Here is an 18879-nt window from a genome sequence, read left to right on the forward strand (position 1 = left end):
TATGAAATGCCCACGCTGCGGTTCGGATCAACGGACAGGCGCCGCTTTTTGCAACGCTTGCGGCGCGCCCCTTCCGCAACAAGCCCCCGCTTCTCAACCTTCGCCTCGTGGGGCGGACGGTTCGAAGAAAAAAATCATCGCCGTCACCGTCCTCTGCGTGCTCCTCGCCATGGTGGGCCTCGTCTTTTTAATGCGCCATCAAAAGCAATCGGAGATACGGGGTTTGGAAAAGCAAATGAGCTTTCACGCCGCAAACGGCGATTACGACAGTGCCCTGGACATTGCGAGACGCCTTTATGACATGACCGGCGACGACCAATACCTGAGCCGCTCCACGGAGCTTGAGCAAAGCGCCCGGGCGGCGGAAGATTTGGCCGAAGCAAAAAAGAAAGCCGCCGAAGTGCCGGAAACGAAAACCATCGTCGTGGAAAAGGAAAAGCCCGTGGAAAAAACCATCGTCGTGGAAAAAGAAAAGCCTGCGTCGAAACAGGCCTCGTCAAACGGCAGCAAGCTCAGCAAGGTGGCGGCCAATCTGAAAGACAAGGACATCACCTCCACGGCCCTGAAGTCTAATGTGCGCACGGAGCCTACCATTCACGCGCCGGTTCTCTACGCCTTGGAGAAGGGATCCGTCGTCCACGTCTACGACACGGTCATCGAAGGCAATATTATTTGGCTCGACATCGGCGACGGCTGGACCTCCCACAAAAATTTTAACGGCGATCTTAAATATTGATCCCGCCGCCCTCGGTTTCGCCGGGGGCTTTTTTGCATTTGTTTTATTCTACGGGCAAGGCAAGTTTGCCGCGGCAAATCTCGCTTCGCCATGGTACTTTCCTTTAATCTTCGCTATAATTAAATTATTACAATAATAAAAGGTGGATTATGAGCCCTTCCAAGCGAAACGATACAATCGATCTGATCAAAACCTTCGCCATTCTCTCCGCCGTGGCGATTCACGTCTCCGCCCCCTATGTGGCAGGGGATGTTACAAGCGCCTATTGGCCCGTCGCCTGTTTTTTCAGGAGCTTCGCCTCCGGCGGCGTTCCCCTCTTTTTCATGGCCAGCGGCGCCCTTTTGTTGCGCCCGGAAAAAGAAATGCCCCTTAAAAAACTCTACGGCAAAAATATGTTGCGCATCCTCGCGGCGCTTTTTGTCTGGGCCTTTGTTTATCGCCTCGCGCCCATCTACGGCGGCATCCATTCCCTCGGGGAGCTGAAAGCGGCCCTCGCCGATTTAGTCTTTTTCCGCCACAAAGACCATCTCTATTACCTTCACGTTATGATCCTCGTCTACGCCTTTTTGCCCATGAGCCGCATCGTCGCCTGCCATGCCGCGAAAAGCGACAGGGTCTATCTCCTCGCGCTGTGGTTTATTCTCGGGATTTTTCTTCCCACGCTGAAGGCTTTTTATCCCCTCGACGGCGTCGGCGCCATTCCCCTGCAGTGGAGCATGGTGCTCTCCTACAGCGCCTTGGGCTACACCTTCATGGGCTACGTCCTTTCGGATCAAAAGCCGGCGAAAACCCCCTTCGCCTTCAGCGCAGCCATGGGCTTTTTGCTCATCTTCGTCGGCACATTCATCTTATCCCGCACCGCCGGCCTATTGGAGGAGCGCCTCTTTGAAGGGATGTCCGTCGGCGTATGCCTTTGGGCCATGGGCCTTTTCGCCTTGGCACAACACATCTCCCTTTCAGAAAAAATGAAAGCCCGGGTCCTCGCCGTCTCCAAGGGCTCTTTTGCCATTTACCTCGTTCACGTCCTCGTCTTGGATTATTTGAAAAACTTCTTCCCCGTCTTGGGAAGGCTGAATCCCCTTTTGGGAATCCCCGCCGTCACGATCGCGGTCTTCGCCGTCTCCTACATGATCTACAAATGCCTTTCAATCATTCCCCTCGTTCGGAAATGGCTTATTTGAAAATTGCCCGGCCCCGCCGGGTTTTTTTGCGCAAAAAATCGGGCAAGCGCGTGCTTACCCGATGAATGTATTTCTTCAATTAGTTTAATTCGTCCAGCTCGTGGATAAAGAGCCCGCTTCTGGGCTTGGGCTCAAACCAAGTGGACTTCGGCGGCATGACTTTGCCGGAATCCGCCACGGCCATAAGCTCCTCAAGGGCCGTGGGGTACATGGAAAAGGCCACGGCCATGTCGTCCTCCACCCGCCGCTCCAGCTCTTTTAAGCCGCGAACGCCGCCGACGAAATCGATGCGCCCATCGCTTCTTGGATCGTCGATGCCCAAGATCGGTGCGAACAGATTGTCCTGCAGGATCGATACATCCAAGGCCTCGATGACATTGTCGGGCACTTCGCCCTTAAATTCTAAGCGGTACCAGCGATCCGCTAGGTACATGCCGAATTCGCCTTTCTTTTCAGGGCGGACGGCTTCATCTTTTTCCGTGACGACAAACTTTTCCTCAAGCTTTTTGAGAAAGGCTTCTTCGCTTAGTCCCTTTAAATCCGCCACCACCCGATTGTAGTCGTAGACGTGGAGCTGATCGGCGGGATAGAGAATGGCCATGAAGTAATTGTACTCCGTGTCCGCATCCCCGGGGCCGAATTTTTCCCGGCGTAGCTTCGCCACCCGCACCGCCGAGGCGGATCGGTGATGGCCGTCGGCGATGTAGAGGGCCTCTTGCTTCTTGAAAGCCTCCACGAGCCCGTCCACGATGGCCCGATCGGAGAGGGTCCACACACGATGGGTTATCCCGTCGTCGGTGGTGAAGTCCAGCTCCGGCGCATTTGCCGTGCCTTTCGCGATCAAATCGGCGATACCATCGTCGTTTCTGTAGGTGAGAAAGATGGGTCCCGTTTGGGCATTTAAGCGATCGATGTGATCCACCCGGTCTTCTTCTTTTTCCCGGCGTGTCTTTTCGTGTTTTTTAATGCGATCGTTGAGGTAATCGTCGACGGAAGCGAGACACATAAGCCCCCGCTGCTTGCGGGCGCCGTCGTCCAGCTCGTAGACATACATCTTCCGCGTATCGTCCCCCTGGAAAATCCCCGCCGCCTTCATGGCTTCGAAATTTTTCACCGCCACATCGTTTATGGCCCCGTCGTAGGTGTCCACCGTGGCTGCCGGCAGATCCACCTGCAAAAAGGAGCGGGGGTGTTTTTTTATCTCCTCCGCCGCTTCTTTTGTGGAATACACGTCGTAGGGCAGGGCCGCCACGTCTTTTGCTAAATTAGTTTTCGGCCGCAGGGCCTTGAAATCTTTAATGGTAACCATGGGACACTCCTAGAAAAACCGCACGCGAACCACGCCGTCGATGTTTAAAATCTTTTCCCGCAGGCCTTCGTGGACGGGGGAATCGATGTCGATCATAGTGTAGGCCCAGTTCACCCGGTGGCGATTCAAAAGATTGGCGATGTTGATCTCCTCATCGGCCAAGACCTTGGTGATTTGCCCCAGCATATTGGGAATGTTTCGATGGTTCACCGTGAGCCGGCCCATGCTGGCGCAGCGGCCCATATTGGAGTCGGGGAAGTTCACCGAATTTCGAATGTTGCCGTGATCCAAATAATCCACCAATTGGCGCACCACCATCATGGCGGAATTTTCTTCGCTCTCCGGCGTGGAAGCGCCTAAGTGGGGAATGTTAATGGTGTGGGGAAGCTTCATGGTTTCCGAATCGGGGAAATCCACCACGTAGTTCACCACGACGCCGGCATCCATGAATTTCTTCAGTGCCTTTACATCCACCAGGCCGCCTCGGGCGATATTAATGAGGCGCAGGCCCGGCTTGGCGATGGAGAGCAACTCCTCGCTGACGAAATTTTTCGTGTCCGCCGTGTAGGGAATGTGAAGGGTAATGTAATCCGCCTTATTAAAAAGGGCTTTGGGATCTTCCACCACGTCGACGCGGGTATCCAAGTTCAGGGCGTTTCCGATGGAAAGGAAAGGATCGTAGCCCACGACATTCATGCCCATGTCGATGCCCATTTTTGCCACGCGGCGGCCCGTGGCGCCGAGGCCGATGACGCCCAGGGTCTTGCCCATAAGCTCAGGGCCTGCGAAGCGCTTCTTCGCCGCTTCCACGTCCTTGCCGATGGCATCGCCCTTATAATTTCTCACCCAGTCGATGCCGCCCAGCACATCCCTGGAAGACAGGAGCAGAGCCAGAAGCACCAGCTCCTTCACGCCGTTGGCATTGGCCCCCGGCGCCTTGGTGACGACGATGCCCTTTTCCGAGCAGCGATCGATGGGGATGTTGTTCACGCCCGCGCCGGCACGACCCACGAAGCGCACATTGGGCCCGAAGTCGTAGTCGTGAAGATCTGCACTGCGCACCAAAATGGCATCGGGGTCTTCCACATCCGGCGACGCGATAAAATTCGCCGGCAACAGCTTCAGCCCTTCCTTCGAAATATTGTTGATGGTCTTGATTTTATAGACACGCCGTTCATCCTTAGCCACGTTGCACCTCAAATTCCTTCATATAATCAACCAGCGCCTTCACGCCATTCATGTCCATGGCGTTATACAGGCTCGCCCGCATGCCGCCCACACTTCGGTGGCCCTTCACATTGTAAAGGCCCTTGGCCTTGGCACCGGCGACGAAATCCCCGTCCAAATCCTTGTCTCCCGTCACAAAGACCACATTGGTGAGGGAGCGATCCTCGGCGGGAATGGTGTTTTTAAACAAAGCGCTGTTGTCGATGGCGTCGTATAAAAACGCCGCCTTTTCCTTGTTCCGCGCTTCCATGGCTTTGACGCCACCCATTTTCTTCACCCAATCCAAGACCAAGCCGCAAATATAAATACTGTAGCAAGGCGGGGTATTGAACATGGAGTCCTTTTCCAAATGGGTCTTGTAATCCAACATGGTGGGCAGCTCGCCCTTTTCCTTTTTTAAGAGATCCTTTTTCACGATGACCACGGTAACCCCGCTGGGGCCTAAATTCTTTTGCGCCCCGGCAAAGACCAAGCCGCAACCATTCACATCGTAAACCTCGCTTAAAATATTTGACGACATATCCGCCACCACCGTGCCCTTTATGGAAGCCAACCGGTCCGGAGCCAGGCGGGTGCCGTAAATCGTATTGTTCACGCAGACATAAGTATAGACGCTGTCCTTTGCCCCTTGTTCTAGGTTGGGATAGTAGGAAAAATTAGCCTCCTCCGACGAGGCGACGGCCTTCACGGGATAAAGCATGGCCGCTTCCTTGTAGGCCTTCTTCGCCCAAGAGCCTGAGATCACGTAGGAAGCCGATTGGCCTTCGGATAAAAGATTCATGGGGATCATGGTAAATTGCAGCGACGCACCCCCTTGCAAAAAGAGCACCTCGTGATCCTCATCCAGATTCAGAAGCGAGCGAAGAGATGCCTTGGCTTCGGCGTGAATGGCCCCGTACTCACTTGAGCGGTGACTCATTTCCATAACCGACATGCCGCAGCCTTTGTAATTCAACATATCCTTCGATGCCTGCTCCAAAACCTCCACAGGTAAGGTGGCGGGGCCGGCGGAAAAATTAAACACTCTTTCCATTACAAACCTCCTACGTATAAAACACTGTAAAGCACTAAAGCTTTTTGGATATTGCCCTATTATACGCCGTAAGATAAAAAGAAACAATCCCGCAGCGAGAAAAAATTAAATATACGGATGGCCCACGGCAAAAATCAAAAAACGTCGCTTTTTTAGAATTACAGCTTGAAAATTCTGCTGTAATTCTCGAAAAAGGCCTTTTTCGCAAATTACATTTTAAAATCGCCTTTCTTCTTCTCGATAATCCCGCTTTTTTAATTTAAAAGCATTAAAAAGCGGGGAAACAGGCGGGGATATTTGCAACACACAGCAACAAAGACACGACGATACAAAACGATCGCATCAAAAAAAGTGGCTGATTGCAATGCTAGCAACAATCAGCCACTTTTACATATGGTGGAGACGGCGGGGGTCTAGGATATAGGCTTATAAACCCCATGATATAGGCATTTAAAACAAATAGTGTGCAACCAGTGTGCAACAATGATTAGGAAGTGTAACATTCTATCCCTGTGTAAAACTTCTTATTTTGTAAATAAGCACCTTACGAGAAATTTCTAAATCGTGTAGGGTAATGGAGTCCTTCCATTCAAATTTATTTAGCGTATATGATAGAATTTAATAGAACATTGAAGCAAAGTTTCTGGAAAAATTAAGAACGTCATTGTCTTGATCTCTATCTAATGAAAGGAGTGTAAAATAAATGAACGATAAATTTAATATGACGCTTTCACAAAATATTGCTTACGCAAAACGTAATTTAGTAGACAGCATTTATAATAGTGCCAAGTTGGAAGGATTAAATGTTACCTTCCCTGAAACTTATACTATTCTTGAAAAAGCGAAGATGCAAAATGTAGATATTTCTGCCGTCAGTACGATTTTAAATTTAAAGCATGCTTGGCAATTTCTTTTAAAGAACATCGAAGAACCCATTACTCTTGATTTCATAAAAGACCTGCATTATGAAATTGCGAAAGATGAAGCGCTTGCCTGGGGAGAGTTGAGGACGGGTCGTGTTGGTATTGGTGGAACAGATTATATACCACCAATACCTGAAGAAGGCGAAGTAAAAACAAAACTTTTAGCATTCGAAAAAATAAATAATGCAACGGAAAGAGCGATTGAACGAATGCTGTGGATGATGAAAGCTCAACTTTTTTGGGACGGAAATAAACGAACTGCTTCACTTATTGCTAATAAAGATCTTATAAGCCACGGTAAGGGTATTCTAACAATCAGGGAAAAAGATATTCTAGAGTTCAATACCTTGCTCAGCCATTATTACTCTACAGATGAAAAAACCGATCTAGTAAAAATGATTTACAAAAAAGGAATTTCCGGTGTCGAGTTAAAAGATCAAGCAACTAAGAGAATGAATCTTTCTAAGCCCGACTCGTCATTGAAACATAGTGATTTAGAAAGATAGCTTTAAAGCCACTGTCTTATCGATGTTCCATCGAGGATGGTGGCTTTTTTGGTCTTGAATTTACAATCTAAGTGCAACGAAAAATGATTCACCGTTTTCCGGTAAAATTATGTCGACGAAAACCAATCAACCAGGGAGGATGATAAATCATTATTCTCATTTTACACAAAGATTATGCCTTCAGCGTGCGACGAAGTGTGCAACCGTTCGAGATTATTTGAGACAAAGTGAAAGCCATTTGCTATTTCAAAAATAACAAATGGCTTAAATAAGCGGTTTCAAGATTATTTGAAACCCTTTGAAATGGAATGGAAAGGAAATCATATATTGATAGAATTTCAGCCTATGGGTGCAAATCGATACCTATGGGTGCAAATGAGGGTGCGTAGGTGCAATTCAATGGGTATGGGTGCAGCTCCATTTTACAACTAACTATTCCTCATAAATTAAGCCCTTCTACTATTTCAGGTATCCACGCACATAATAAGAAATTTATGCTTTTACTTTTTCTTTACTCATCTTATTTAGTTCTCCAAGCATCATGAAGATTCCAACAACAATCATAATGAAATCAACAAGGGGCTGTGTGAACCAAACAGCTTTTACTCCAAATACCATTGGCAGAAGAACCATTGCAGGGACAAATAGGAAGAGCTGTCTAAGCATGACAATAATCCCCGCTTTCTTTCCGTTCCCGATTGATTGGAAGAATGTAATTGTCATTACCATTACTCCATACATAATAAATACAGAATAGAATAGTCTGAAATTCCCAACTCCCTGTGTTATGATACTTGCTTCTACTCCAAACAAGGAAAGTATCTGACTTGATAGCAATAATGATGGAATCCAAAAGATTGCCGCAAGCACAAGTCCTCCGATAGAAAATACCTTCATTGCTTGCCTTACTCTTTCATATTGCTTTGCTCCGAAGTTTGTTCCGACAACAGGCTGCAATCCTTGACTCATTCCCCAAAGTGGAATGAACGAAAAGGCATATACACGAAGCGATGCTGCCATCAAAATTCCGTTTGGATCTCCGCCATACTTAAATGCCATTTTATAAAGCATAGTCTGTTGAATCATGAACAGAAGCTGCATCATCATAGCTGATGAGCCTACTCCAAACATTTCTTTTTTTATTTCTTCATCGGACTTAATCTTATGAATTTTAACGACTTTACTCTTTTTCAGGAAGTAGTGCAGCGTTACAACCGCCTGAACAAACTGTGCTGTAATCGTTGCAAGGGCAGCACCTTCAATGGCGTATTCACCCATAACTGTCATTAAAATCGGATCAAGAATGATATTCAGTAAAGCTCCAAGTCCCATTATCATCATGGCTTTTTTCATTAGACCTTCGCCACGCATAACCATGTTTGCGGACTGTGTAAAATTTACAAAGAGGGAACCGATAAAGATTACTCTTAGGTATCTGATACCATAAGCTTTGATCTCACCTGTTGCTCCGACCATATCTAAAAAATGTGGTGCAAGTAGTATTCCGCCAACTGTTATGATCGCCGAAAACAAAATCACCCAGAAAATCAGGTTGCCCATGATTTTATCTACGGTTTTCTGATCTCCTTTACCAATCGCTCGTGATAAAACAGATGCAGAACCTACACCAAGAAGTGTAGACACCCCGCTGTTAAAAAAAGTAAGTGGCATCGCAACGCCGCAGGCAGTCATTGCAGTTTGCCCTATGATTTTCCCGGCAAATATCCCGTCCATTAACGGATACAAACCGATTACTATCATTCCGATAACCGCCGGAATAGATAGCTGAAATAGTAAATCTATTGGTCTTTTGGTCAATAGTTGTTCTTTCATATCTTGCTTCATACCAAAATCTCTCTTCTAAAAATTTTTCTATTTGATTTTCCAACCGATTGCTTGTATTCTTGAATCAACAAATCGTTGATATATTCCATCTTGCTTCATTAACTCATCATGAGTCCCGTTCTGCACAATTCGTCCTTTATCTATGACAAATATTTGATCTGCGTTTCTAATTGTCTTTAGGCGATGTGCAATCATTAAAATTGTTTTTTCCTTTGTCAGCGCTTGAACGGCAGCCATAAGTTCTTTTTCATTTTCTGGATCTACATTAGCAGTCGCTTCGTCAAGGATGATAATAGGTGCGTCTTTCATAATTGCTCTGGCAATGGAAATGCGTTGTTTTTCACCTCCTGATAATGATGTGCCATTTTCTCCGATAACTGTGTTATATCCATCGGGCAGAGCCATAATAAAATCATGACAGCAGGCTTTCTTTGCAGCAGTAATGACATTCTCCATCGAGGCGTCCGGTTGTCCAAACCGAATATTATTCGCAACCGTATCGTGAAACAGATATACGTTTTGGAAAACGAAGCTGAAATTTTGCATTAGAGCATCCATAGAATACTCTTTAACATTCTTCCCATCGAGAGATACCCTTCCCGTATCTACATCCCAAAAACGAGCAATCAAATGACAAAGTGTGGTCTTACCTCCGCCAGATGGACCAACAAAAGCTACCGTTGTTTTCTCAGGTACAATCAAAGATAAATTGTCAATAATTTTTTTCTTGCCGTAAGCGAAATCAATACCAGATATTTCAATATTACTTGTCTTTGCGGTATATTCTTCACCTGATATATCCATCGTATTAAGACTCAATACCTCTTTTCCACGCTCTACGCACAAATCTACTACTCGGAGAAGAGAAGAGTAGGATCCCATTGTTTCAAGACCTGAAAATACCATAAAAGACATAATCAGCATGATAATTGACGTAAGTAAATCCATAGAACCGCTAAGATAAAAGCCAATTGAGGAGATCAAAATAGCAACTCCTGTTAGTTTTATCGCAATGTTTTGAAGTGGAATATATCGGTTGCAAATCATCTCCAACTCCGTGTTTGTATCACCAGCCATGCGAATCGTATCATCCAAATTAGTTTTCGAAGTGGAAACCAAATTGTAAGCTTTTACTTCGGATATACCTTGAATGTATTCCAGTACATTGGATATTACATTTGTATCAACTTCTACTTTTTTTGCAGAGGTTTCTGCATTTGCTTTTCGCATTATATGGTTTATTATGGAAAATATCGCAATTCCCACAAGACAAATTATCCCTATTCTCCAATCGAATACAATTATCATTAGAACAATAATCGTTGTGTTAAGAATCCCCTGAGTTGTGAGCATCACTACACGGGTAGCCACATCACCAAGTTGTTCCATAACATTCGTGATAACGGTAGTTATTTGACCAAGACTATTCTCATTGAAATATCCCATTGGCAAATATCTCAAATGTTCTGCAATTTCAATTCTTTTATCGGCACATTCCCGATATCCTGCTTTACACTGTAGCATGCTGGATATGCCTCGTAGGAATGATTCAAGAATTACAGAAATAAGTAGTATGATAAACCCTGTCAAAATTCTGCTGCCAGACATGCTGTTTGAAAGAAAGCCATCCATAACAAAATAGATTGCAGGGAATTTACTTGCTTCGCAAATAGCAATCAAAACTCCTATTACAAGAGTTTGATAAAATAGTCGTCTGTTTTCCTTAGCACAGAAGTTAAAAAATTTTTTAAGTGTGGAAATCATACTAATACACCTCCTCTCGCTTCATATACATCTCTCGCATAAATGTGTGCCTTCCACATATTCTTGTAAAGAGAACTGGAGTTAAGAAGCTCGGTGTGGGTTCCTTTTGCTTCAATATTTCCGTCCTTTATCACAACAATCTGATCAGCATCAATTATCGTAGAAAGTCTATGTGCTATTACAATAAGAGTCTTTTCTTTAGAAAGTTCTGAAATGGACTTTTGTATAATAGCTTCATTCTCAGGATCAGTATAGGCGGTTGCTTCATCAAGAATCAAAATCGGTGAGTTCTTTAGCATTGCTCTTGCAATGGAAATGCGTTGCCTTTCTCCTCCGCTAAGATGAGCGCCACTACCTCCGACAATCGTATCAAAACCATTTTCTAGTCCCATAATGAAGTCATAACAACCGCTTTTTCGTGCTATTTTTTCAACCTCTTCGTTTGATGCTGAAGGTTTGCCCATACGAATGTTCTCTCTTATAGAAGTATTAAATAGAAAACTATCTTGTGAAACGTATGCTATCTGTGCATTGTAGTCAGATAGTGACATATCCCGAATATCTACTCCACCGATTTTAATGTTTCCGCCCTGTACGTCCCACAAGGATGCTATAAGTCGAGCTACCGTTGACTTTCCACTGCCAGAAGGCCCTACAAGGGCAGTGACAGTTCCATCTGGTATTTTTAGACTAAAATTGTGAAGAACTTCCTTTTCACCATATCCGAAACTGACATTATTAAGTGTAATATCATGAACAGTATTCAATTTGTTGCTTATTTCTGGACGTTTCAGTTCCGTAAGATTTAAAATATCATCAATCTCTGTGAAAATCGAAGTTGCTTTTGTAATATCGTCGTTATAACTCATAACGGTAATGAGTGGTGAAATAAGTCCGCAAGATATTATTAAAATCATGATGTATTCTGTAAGAGAAAGCGAGCCGTTCATCGTAAAGAGTGCACCGGTAGGCAAAACAGATAATAATGTTGCCGGTGCAATCACCATGCCAAGTGAAAAAGGAATAACACATGCCCTCATCCATTCAATAAAACTGTTCGCATTTTCTTTTGCTGCATCTGCAAATCGCTTGTAGGAGCTTTCCGCTTTTCCAAATGCCTTAATAACCTCAATACCCCCGACATACTCTACCGCAGTATCGTTTAATACCTTTGTTGTAGTTTGTGTTTTTTGAAACTGTACATTTTTGTCTTTTAACATCCAAATCATTGCAATTCCTGCAATTGGAAGAGTAGCAAGTGACAGAAATGCCATACGCCAGTCAAGCGTCAGAATATATATAAATAGCATAATTGGTGCACAGATGTTAGCTGTAAATTCTGGTACTACATGTGCCAAAATCGGCTCCATAGAGTCTGTTCTCTCGCAGATTATATTTTTTAACTCTCCACTTGGCATTCCTTGTACTGTACCGAGAGGAAGGCGTGATAGTTTATCTATGAGCAGAATACGTACATTGCCGATTAGTTTAAAAGTCGTGCGATGAGATATATTCGTTGATAGAGTATGAAAAACTACTCTAAATATCCAAAGTACAGCCATTATCAGTCCTTCCATAAGATAGACATAAAAATCCCTTTCTCCTAAAAAAAGTTTCTTGACCATATCTCCCATCAAGATATATGGTGTGAGGGAAAAAAACACTCCGATCAAAGCAAAAATGATGCTTTTAATATATGTGCTCTTTTGTTCTCCTGCGAATTGGAAGATGTAATCTATAATTCCTTTTTTCCTTTGTTTATTCATATATGAATCTCTCCTTTTCCTAATGTCGATGATTCCTATATTCATTTGGAGTCATGCCACATATTTTTTTGAATACAGCACCGAATTTTGATTGGCTCTTATAACCTACTGCCATTGCAATATCTAATATACTCATATCTTCTTTTTCTGTTAGATATTCTTTGGCCTTTTCGATACGATATTCTTTTAGCCATGTGTAGATTGGTTTTTCGTATAGGCTCTTGAAGCAATCCTTAAGAGCCGTCTGTGAAATATCAAACCGCTCTGCTAACCACTTAATTGTATAGTCCTGATCTATGTTTTCGGAAATCAATTTCTGCACTGCTCGCGTTTTTTCTACCTTGTCTTTGTAGAAGTATGAGCCTCCTTTTGTTGTGTTCTTCGCCTCGATTGCAGACATACAAACTAATAATTCCAATACTTTGGTACGGAAATAAGGGATTTTCACACTATCTGGAAACAAGTACAGATCGGTAAAAAGGCGCTCAAGAGTTTCTTCCTTCTGTATGATAAAATATCCATCTTCTCCACAGAATTTTCTTCGTATATCTGTAAGGTCAATAGGAATACCTGCTGCATTCTCGGTAAGTGCATTTTCTGCCAATGAATTTGCAAATCCGATCGTGATCCCGTGATAGTGATTAGTTGGGAAAAAAAATATCCCTTTATGATGAGTACGAGAATCAATACATATATTGCCCGGCTTTTTCATATAATACATGTCATTATCCAAATCCATTGTAAGACTGCCCTCTCGGCAGTAGTCCACAACAAGCATTGTATCTACCGCCTGATATATAGAAGAATAAGAAGACATATGAAAATCGTTATATATTAAAAATACACCGTCAAAGACTTTGTAAATAATCATATCTCCTTCGCCAGTCTCGTTTTCCAAACGAATTACAGCGCAATCTTCAGTTCGAGATAAAACTCGATATTCCCCAATCTTTCCTAAACCATGAAAAGTATCTTGAACTATATCAGATATACTATTAAAATTTTCTGTTTGCTCATCAAAGACGTGAATACCCCAACTCATGCTATACCTCCTCCATATGAATAACATCATCACAGCAGTATTCAATAAATTCGCTGTCGTGCGTTACTGTGATTATTGTTCTTCCTTCTTTTTTTAATCGATTCAAAATTTGGGCAACAGCATTCATCTGCAGGCAATCTAATCCGCTCGTCGGCTCATCTAAAAGAAGAATTGGCAATTTTGATGCAATGGCACATGCCAAGGCGAGCCTCTGCTTTTGCCCCCCGGAAAGCGACATTGGGTGTCTGTCATAAAAAGCTTCGAGCCCGACATCGGAAAGAGTTTTTTTTGCTTCCTCCTCTTTTTCCCTTGGCTGACTAATCAAAACCTCATCAAGAACTGATTCCGTAAAAAGTTGATGATTAACATCTTGCATAACCATAAATATTTTGCCAACACGTTTTTTACAAGTATAAGGTACCCCATCCACAAACATGATGCCGCTATTTTTTCGTATACCACATATGCATTCCAAAAATGTGGTTTTCCCTGCACCATTCGTACCAATAATAGCAGTCACTTTACCTTTTGGGATTTTCATTTCTTTGATAGAGAAAACCTTACGTTTTTTATCATGTGAGTAGTTAAAATCTTTAAGTAAGATATAATCATCTGAATTTGTATTAGTTCTGACAAGACTTGTTGGTGCTACCCTTTTGAGAGAACGCATCCCAAATTGTTTTGTATCATCTTCTGTAAAACAGTTAACTTCATTCTTTGCAATTTCTTTCTTAAAAGTACCATTTTCCAGAATGATTACCTTATCTACCAAATCCCAAACATAGTTGATACGATGCTCCGCAATCAGAATCGTTTTTCCAGCGTTTTTCCAACATATAATCAGTTCTCGAAGATTTTCCGCTGCCTCGTAATCTAAATTTGCTGAAGGTTCATCAAGTAGAATAATGCTCGGTGCAAGAACATTTATTGATGCACAGGCAATTTTTTGCTTTTCACCACCAGAAAGTTCAAAAATATTCCGATCCATCAGCGGCTCAATATGAAAATCCCTTACAGTTCTGCTAATACGATTCAATATTTCTTGCTCTGGGAATGCAAGATTTTCCAAACCGAATGCAAGTTCACTGGTAGTATCAACATTAAAAAATTGTGAACGCGGATTTTGAAAAACTGTACCAATCATTCCAGCATTATCTTCAATTCTACCTTTTTGTATATCTTTATTATCTATATATATGTCACCTTCGATTTTCCCACTATAAAACTCTGGTATTAACCCGTTCAACAACCTCAAAAGAGTGGATTTCCCGCATCCGGAAGGCCCTGTTATAAGGACGCACTCTCCATCTTTCACAGTCAAAGAAAGGTTACTAATGCTCTTCATTTCCGGTGTCGCATCATAGGAGAAACCGACGTTATTAAACTCAATCATGCCAATACCCCCGAAAGCCAATAAATCAATGTTGACGCAATAAACAGAAAAATTACATAATCCACCCATCCTAATCCAATTTGACAAATGTTTGTCCGTTTTTTTTGTTTTCCAAGACCTCTTGTAAGTGCTGAAGCCGACAATTCTTCACCTATCTTCGCCACACATGTAATAATGGGTACGATTCGGTATTCCAACATTTTCTCGACTTTCCCTCCGCCGAATCGGATTCCTCGCATTTTCATGGCTGCGCGGATTGAATCATTTTCCTCACGAATGGTTGGAAAAAGGCGAAACATGACACACATAGGAATTGTTAGTGCATCTGGCATATGTAATCTCTCCATTGTTGCCTTAAACTCGCTAACAGTAGTTGTATTGATTACATATACGCCCATCATGTAGGCGGGAAGAAAGCGATTAACAACCATAATGATAATGAGTAAAATATTTGCCAATGCCCCCTTTGCATGTGGAAATACGACACACTCTAAAAAGTAAATTGTACTCAGAACAAGCAAGCCTATAACACAAGTTTTATATTTCTTTGCTGTAAGTAAGAGCAAGAAGGGAAGAAAGGCAAAGGCAACTCGGAACCAAAACAGTCTACTTCCCCCGGCTGTTGATAAAACAAGAACTGCTTCTACAAAAATAAGAAGCAGTTTTGTTCTGGGATCAAGCAGGCTCTTTTTTCTATGTGGTGTCCATGAAACTTCCATCATGCAATGCCCGCCCTCTCAAAATGTTTTTTTAACAGAGCTTTGCCGATAACACCTCCAATAATGCCACAGATAACAGTAGCAATTAGCAGAACAAAAAACATCCAGTTCGGAGTAAGCTTTACGACAGTATCGATGTATTCCTGCCCATAGTTAGTTTTATCCGCAAAATAATTAGCCTTTTGTAAAAATAATGGCAGATAGTTTCCGCATGACCAAAGAGGAAATATTCCAGCTGTAAGAATGGCAGAACGCATACTCTTATACTCACCATTCCTATAAACCAGTTCTGCAATAATTCCAGTGACAATGGAAAAAGGAATAGGCATCCATGTCATACCCGTTACAAACATCATAATTCCCATAATAAGACTCATGATAAGAATCATACCGGGCTTTTTCACTTTCGTAAGGAAAAGCATAAACGGAATACCCCCAATGATCCCAATCATAGATGAAAGTAGTATAAGAAAAATCGGAATGAGTCCTGTCATGGCCAGCGCCATAACAATAACAAAATAGATTGCCGCATAGATTCCGATATTGATAAAATCTCTACCATTTAGTTTGTTTCCTAATTCTTGTTTACTCATAAAAGTTTAGTCCTTTCTATTTTTTTAGTTAGATTAAGCTAACACAATTATAATAACTTGAAACGTTTTGTTTGCATATGCCATTTAGACATTATTATTCTGTTTAGTTTAGAAATTTCATATAATAACAAAATTGATCCATGACAATGACTTTTACAAATATCTGCGGTATAATATAAAAAAAATTAAAACTTGCTTAATGCTTGCTACCCTAATCATTCTTTTGTAGCAAGCACAGTAAGTGTACGGACACTTACGGAAAATTGACGAAGCAGCCCTTTGGGATTTGCTTCTTTTTTTATCAATTTTTAGCTTGTTAGGGAGAACCCTAAGACCCCAAAACACATTCAAAGGAGGAGTTATTTATGGCAAATAGAATAAGAAACGAAAGACTTGAAATTAAACTAACTGAAGAAGAAAAGGCTCTTTTTGAGGAGAAAAGAAAACTTTCAAAGTGTAGAAATATGAGCCTTTTCATCCGCAAATGTGTTTTAGAAAAGGAAATTTATCAAGTGGATTTAGAGCCTTTCAGAGATTTACAAGGCTTGCTTTCTAATGCAACAAACAATATCAATCAAATTGCAAAGCGAGTAAATTCAACAGGTGTAATCTACAAAGAGGACATCAGTGATATAAAAAAAGAAATTGAACATTTCTCAAAAGAGTTATGGCAAATTCATTCCCTGCTGCTTAACAGGACTTCCGGAGGTGATTAGTTTTTATGGCTATTACAAAAATACATCCAATAAAATCGACTCTTCATCTTGCCATTGCTTATATTGTTAATGGAGATAAAACAGATGAACAGCTTTTAGTCAGCACTCATAAATGCCACGAATCAACTGCTCACACTCAGTTTTTAAGGACACGAAATGACGCAGGAACAAAAGGAACCGTTCTTGCAAGACATCTCATTCAATCCTTTTTACCGGGAGAAACAAGTCCTGAAATGGCTCACCAGATCGGTATGGAGCTGTGTAAGAAGATACTCAAAGATGAGTACGAATTTGTCTTATCTACTCACGTAGATAAGGGACATATCCACAATCACATCATCTTCAATAATGTAAATATGGTAACGGGTAGGTGCTACCAGTCTAACAAGAAAAGCTACCACCAAATCCGTTATCAGAGCGATAAGTTATGCAAAGAAAATAACCTATCTGTCATTGACGAGTTTTACGAAAATTATAAGAAAAAATACAAGATTAACGGTAAATCTTGGTATGAGAATGAACAGGCAAAGCGTGGTACTTCTTGGAAAAGTAAACTTCAATTTGACATTGATAGAATAATAAAACAGTCAAAGGACTGGGACGAATTTTTAAAGAAGATGGCGGATCTTGGCTATGAAATCAAATACGGTAAGCACATTGCTTTTAAGCCAAAAGATAAGGCGAGATTTACAAGGGCTAAAACAATCGGAGAAGATTATACCGAAGAAAGATTAAAAGAACGAATTGCAGAAAGAGAGTTTATCAAGACTCCTGCCGTCAAAAAACGCATCGGCAATGTTATTGACATGAACACCAATGCAAAGGTAAAGGAAAGCAAAGGCTACGAATATTGGGCAACCATACATAACCTTCATACAATGGCTGAGTCTGTTATTTATATCAGAGAACATGGCATTAAATCCGTTAAACAGCTTGACAAGTATATTCAAAAAGCAGCCGATGAAAGGCAAAATATACAGGAGAAAATCAAGGCTATTGATAAGGAAATGCAGAAGCTTTCTACCACTATGGAGCAAGTTCATACCGTTAAAAAACACAGAGCGTGCTACAAGGAATATAAGGCTAATCCATCTGACAAGGCATTTTTTGAAGAGTACAAAGCTCAGATTACCCTATATGAAAATGCTCTCTCAGAGCTTAAAAAATCTTATTCCAAGCTCCCAAATTCAAAGGATATTTTAGCTGAGCTTGATAAATTACAAGAAAAAAAGAACACCCTTATGCAAGAGTATTCTTCCTCAAAATCCACTATGGACGAGCTTTACAAGATACGAAAAAATTACGGAATTTATATGGGGAAGGAGATGGAGAGATAATTTCTATTTCCTCTTTTTCGCAAATCAGAACCACCGGCTTAGCCGGTGGTTTGTTATGCCCCTATAAGGGGCTGTTACCGGCAGCACTCTCGTGCCCTGAATTTCTTCCTCTTGCAACCATTCCCCAGTTGGCGCTAAAGCGCCTGTTCTCATACTTTATTTGACCTGCTGACCCATAAACGGATCGATGAATTCTTTCATGCTTATCTGATCCGCCATGTAGTCTTCTTCCAATTGGTTTTTGATGTATTCTTGAATTTTTTCGCATTTTTTCCCGCAGTATCGACGTAATATCCTCTACACCAGAAATGCCTATTTCCATATTTGTACTTCAGATTTGCGTGTCTATCAAAAATGATTAAGCTACTTTTTCCTTTTAAGTATCCCATGATTTGAGATACACTATATTTCGGTGGAATCTCCAGCAGCATATGTATATGATCCGGGCAACATTCCGCTTCGATTATGTTTATTCCTTTTCTGTCGCATAGGTCCCTTAATGTTTTTCCTATGTCTTGTTTCAATTTCCCGTATATAACCTGCCGCCTATATTTTGGCGCAAACACGATATGATACTTCCAATTCCAACTTGTATGTGCTAAGCTGTTCTTATCCATATGGATACCTCCTTGATATTTTATTGCCGATATCACAATAATTTTGGTTCTATGTCAACCATTGGGGAGTCTAGTGAAAACTAGGCTCCTTTTTGTTTTCCTACACACCCTCACTCACTTATCTTTTGAACAAACGAAAAGCAGTTTCGTGCGGAAATGATGAAAGTTACGC

Annotated in this window: 15 protein-coding genes and 1 pseudogene; 5 read left to right on the forward strand and 11 right to left on the reverse strand. The window is 42.2% G+C overall.

The annotated features are described in order from the left end of the window. Nucleotide 1 precedes the first annotated feature (1 nt). Complete coding sequence (locus KO087_RS05670; RefSeq protein ID WP_215508331.1) at nt 2–736, forward strand: zinc-ribbon domain-containing protein; 735 nt, start codon at nt 2–4, stop codon at nt 734–736. 149 nt (nt 737–885) lie between these two features. Then, the gene (locus tag KO087_RS05675; RefSeq protein WP_215508332.1) at nt 886–1917 is read left to right on the forward strand and encodes an acyltransferase; all 1032 of its coding nucleotides are present in this window, start codon (nt 886–888) and stop codon (nt 1915–1917) included. A gap of 79 nt (nt 1918–1996) precedes the next feature. On the opposite strand, the gene KO087_RS05680 is transcribed toward KO087_RS05675, so the two are convergent. The 3 genes from KO087_RS05680 to serC are packed head-to-tail and all read right to left on the reverse strand — an operon-like array spanning nt 1997 to nt 5486. Next, entirely contained in the window at nt 1997–3226 is a 1230-nt protein-coding gene (locus KO087_RS05680) for a DUF1015 domain-containing protein (RefSeq protein WP_215508333.1), read from the reverse strand. 9 nt (nt 3227–3235) lie between these two features. Beyond that, nucleotides 3236–4414 (reverse strand): phosphoglycerate dehydrogenase, encoded by a 1179-nt coding sequence (locus KO087_RS05685; protein ID WP_215508334.1) that lies wholly within the window; start codon nt 4412–4414, stop codon nt 3236–3238. Continuing rightward, the gene (gene serC, locus KO087_RS05690) at nt 4407–5486 is read right to left on the reverse strand and encodes a 3-phosphoserine/phosphohydroxythreonine transaminase (protein WP_215508335.1); all 1080 of its coding nucleotides are present in this window, start codon (nt 5484–5486) and stop codon (nt 4407–4409) included. The genes KO087_RS05685 and serC overlap by 8 nt, the downstream gene beginning before the upstream one ends. Nucleotides 5487–6189: 703 nt before the next feature. Between serC and KO087_RS05695 the strand changes: the two genes are divergently transcribed. Beyond that, a complete protein-coding gene (locus KO087_RS05695) occupies nt 6190–6915 on the forward strand; it encodes a Fic family protein (RefSeq protein ID WP_215508336.1) in 726 nt (241 codons plus the stop codon). A 492-nt stretch (nt 6916–7407) separates the two neighbouring features. Here KO087_RS05695 and KO087_RS05700 read toward each other — a convergent pair whose 3' ends face one another. Genes KO087_RS05700 through KO087_RS05730 form a run of 7 tightly spaced genes read right to left on the reverse strand, consistent with a single transcriptional unit; the run spans nt 7408 to nt 16037 of the window. Next, nucleotides 7408–8760 (reverse strand): MATE family efflux transporter, encoded by a 1353-nt coding sequence (locus KO087_RS05700; RefSeq protein WP_215508337.1) that lies wholly within the window; start codon nt 8758–8760, stop codon nt 7408–7410. A 27-nt stretch (nt 8761–8787) separates the two neighbouring features. Beyond that, nucleotides 8788–10524 carry an ABC transporter ATP-binding protein gene (locus tag KO087_RS05705; protein WP_215508338.1) on the reverse strand — a complete coding sequence of 579 codons (1737 nt, stop codon included), beginning with the start codon at nt 10522–10524 and terminating at the stop codon, nt 8788–8790. Beyond that, complete coding sequence (locus tag KO087_RS05710) at nt 10521–12290, reverse strand: ABC transporter ATP-binding protein (RefSeq protein ID WP_215508339.1); 1770 nt, start codon at nt 12288–12290, stop codon at nt 10521–10523. The genes KO087_RS05705 and KO087_RS05710 overlap by 4 nt, the downstream gene beginning before the upstream one ends. A gap of 19 nt (nt 12291–12309) precedes the next feature. Beyond that, nucleotides 12310–13332 (reverse strand): helix-turn-helix domain-containing protein, encoded by a 1023-nt coding sequence (locus tag KO087_RS05715; RefSeq protein ID WP_215508340.1) that lies wholly within the window; start codon nt 13330–13332, stop codon nt 12310–12312. Between the two features lies 1 nt (nt 13333). Continuing rightward, a complete protein-coding gene (locus KO087_RS05720) occupies nt 13334–14725 on the reverse strand; it encodes an ABC transporter ATP-binding protein (protein WP_215508341.1) in 1392 nt (463 codons plus the stop codon). Further along, nucleotides 14722–15447, reverse strand: coding sequence for an energy-coupling factor transporter transmembrane component T (locus KO087_RS05725; RefSeq protein WP_215508342.1), 726 nt, complete (start codon nt 15445–15447; stop codon nt 14722–14724). The genes KO087_RS05720 and KO087_RS05725 overlap by 4 nt, the downstream gene beginning before the upstream one ends. Beyond that, entirely contained in the window at nt 15444–16037 is a 594-nt protein-coding gene (locus KO087_RS05730) for an MptD family putative ECF transporter S component (RefSeq protein ID WP_215508343.1), read from the reverse strand. Before KO087_RS05730 ends, KO087_RS05725 begins: the two co-directional genes overlap by 4 nt. 365 nt (nt 16038–16402) lie before the next feature. On the opposite strand from KO087_RS05730, the gene KO087_RS05735 reads away from it, so the two are divergent. Together KO087_RS05735 and KO087_RS05740 are read left to right on the forward strand one after the other, a co-directional pair. Beyond that, nucleotides 16403–16753 (forward strand): plasmid mobilization protein, encoded by a 351-nt coding sequence (locus KO087_RS05735; protein WP_215508344.1) that lies wholly within the window; start codon nt 16403–16405, stop codon nt 16751–16753. Nucleotides 16754–16758: 5 nt separating this feature from the next. Continuing rightward, a complete protein-coding gene (locus KO087_RS05740; RefSeq protein ID WP_215508345.1) occupies nt 16759–18090 on the forward strand; it encodes a relaxase/mobilization nuclease domain-containing protein in 1332 nt (443 codons plus the stop codon). A gap of 156 nt (nt 18091–18246) precedes the next feature. On the opposite strand, the pseudogene tnpA reads toward KO087_RS05740, so the two are convergent. Then, a pseudogene (tnpA, locus tag KO087_RS05745) lies at nt 18247–18707 on the reverse strand (IS200/IS605 family transposase). Nucleotides 18708–18879 lie beyond the last annotated feature (172 nt).

It is taken from the genome of Peptoniphilus rachelemmaiella (assembly GCF_943169845.1).
Taxonomy (GTDB): Bacteria; Bacillota; Clostridia; order Tissierellales; family Peptoniphilaceae; genus Aedoeadaptatus; species Aedoeadaptatus rachelemmaiella.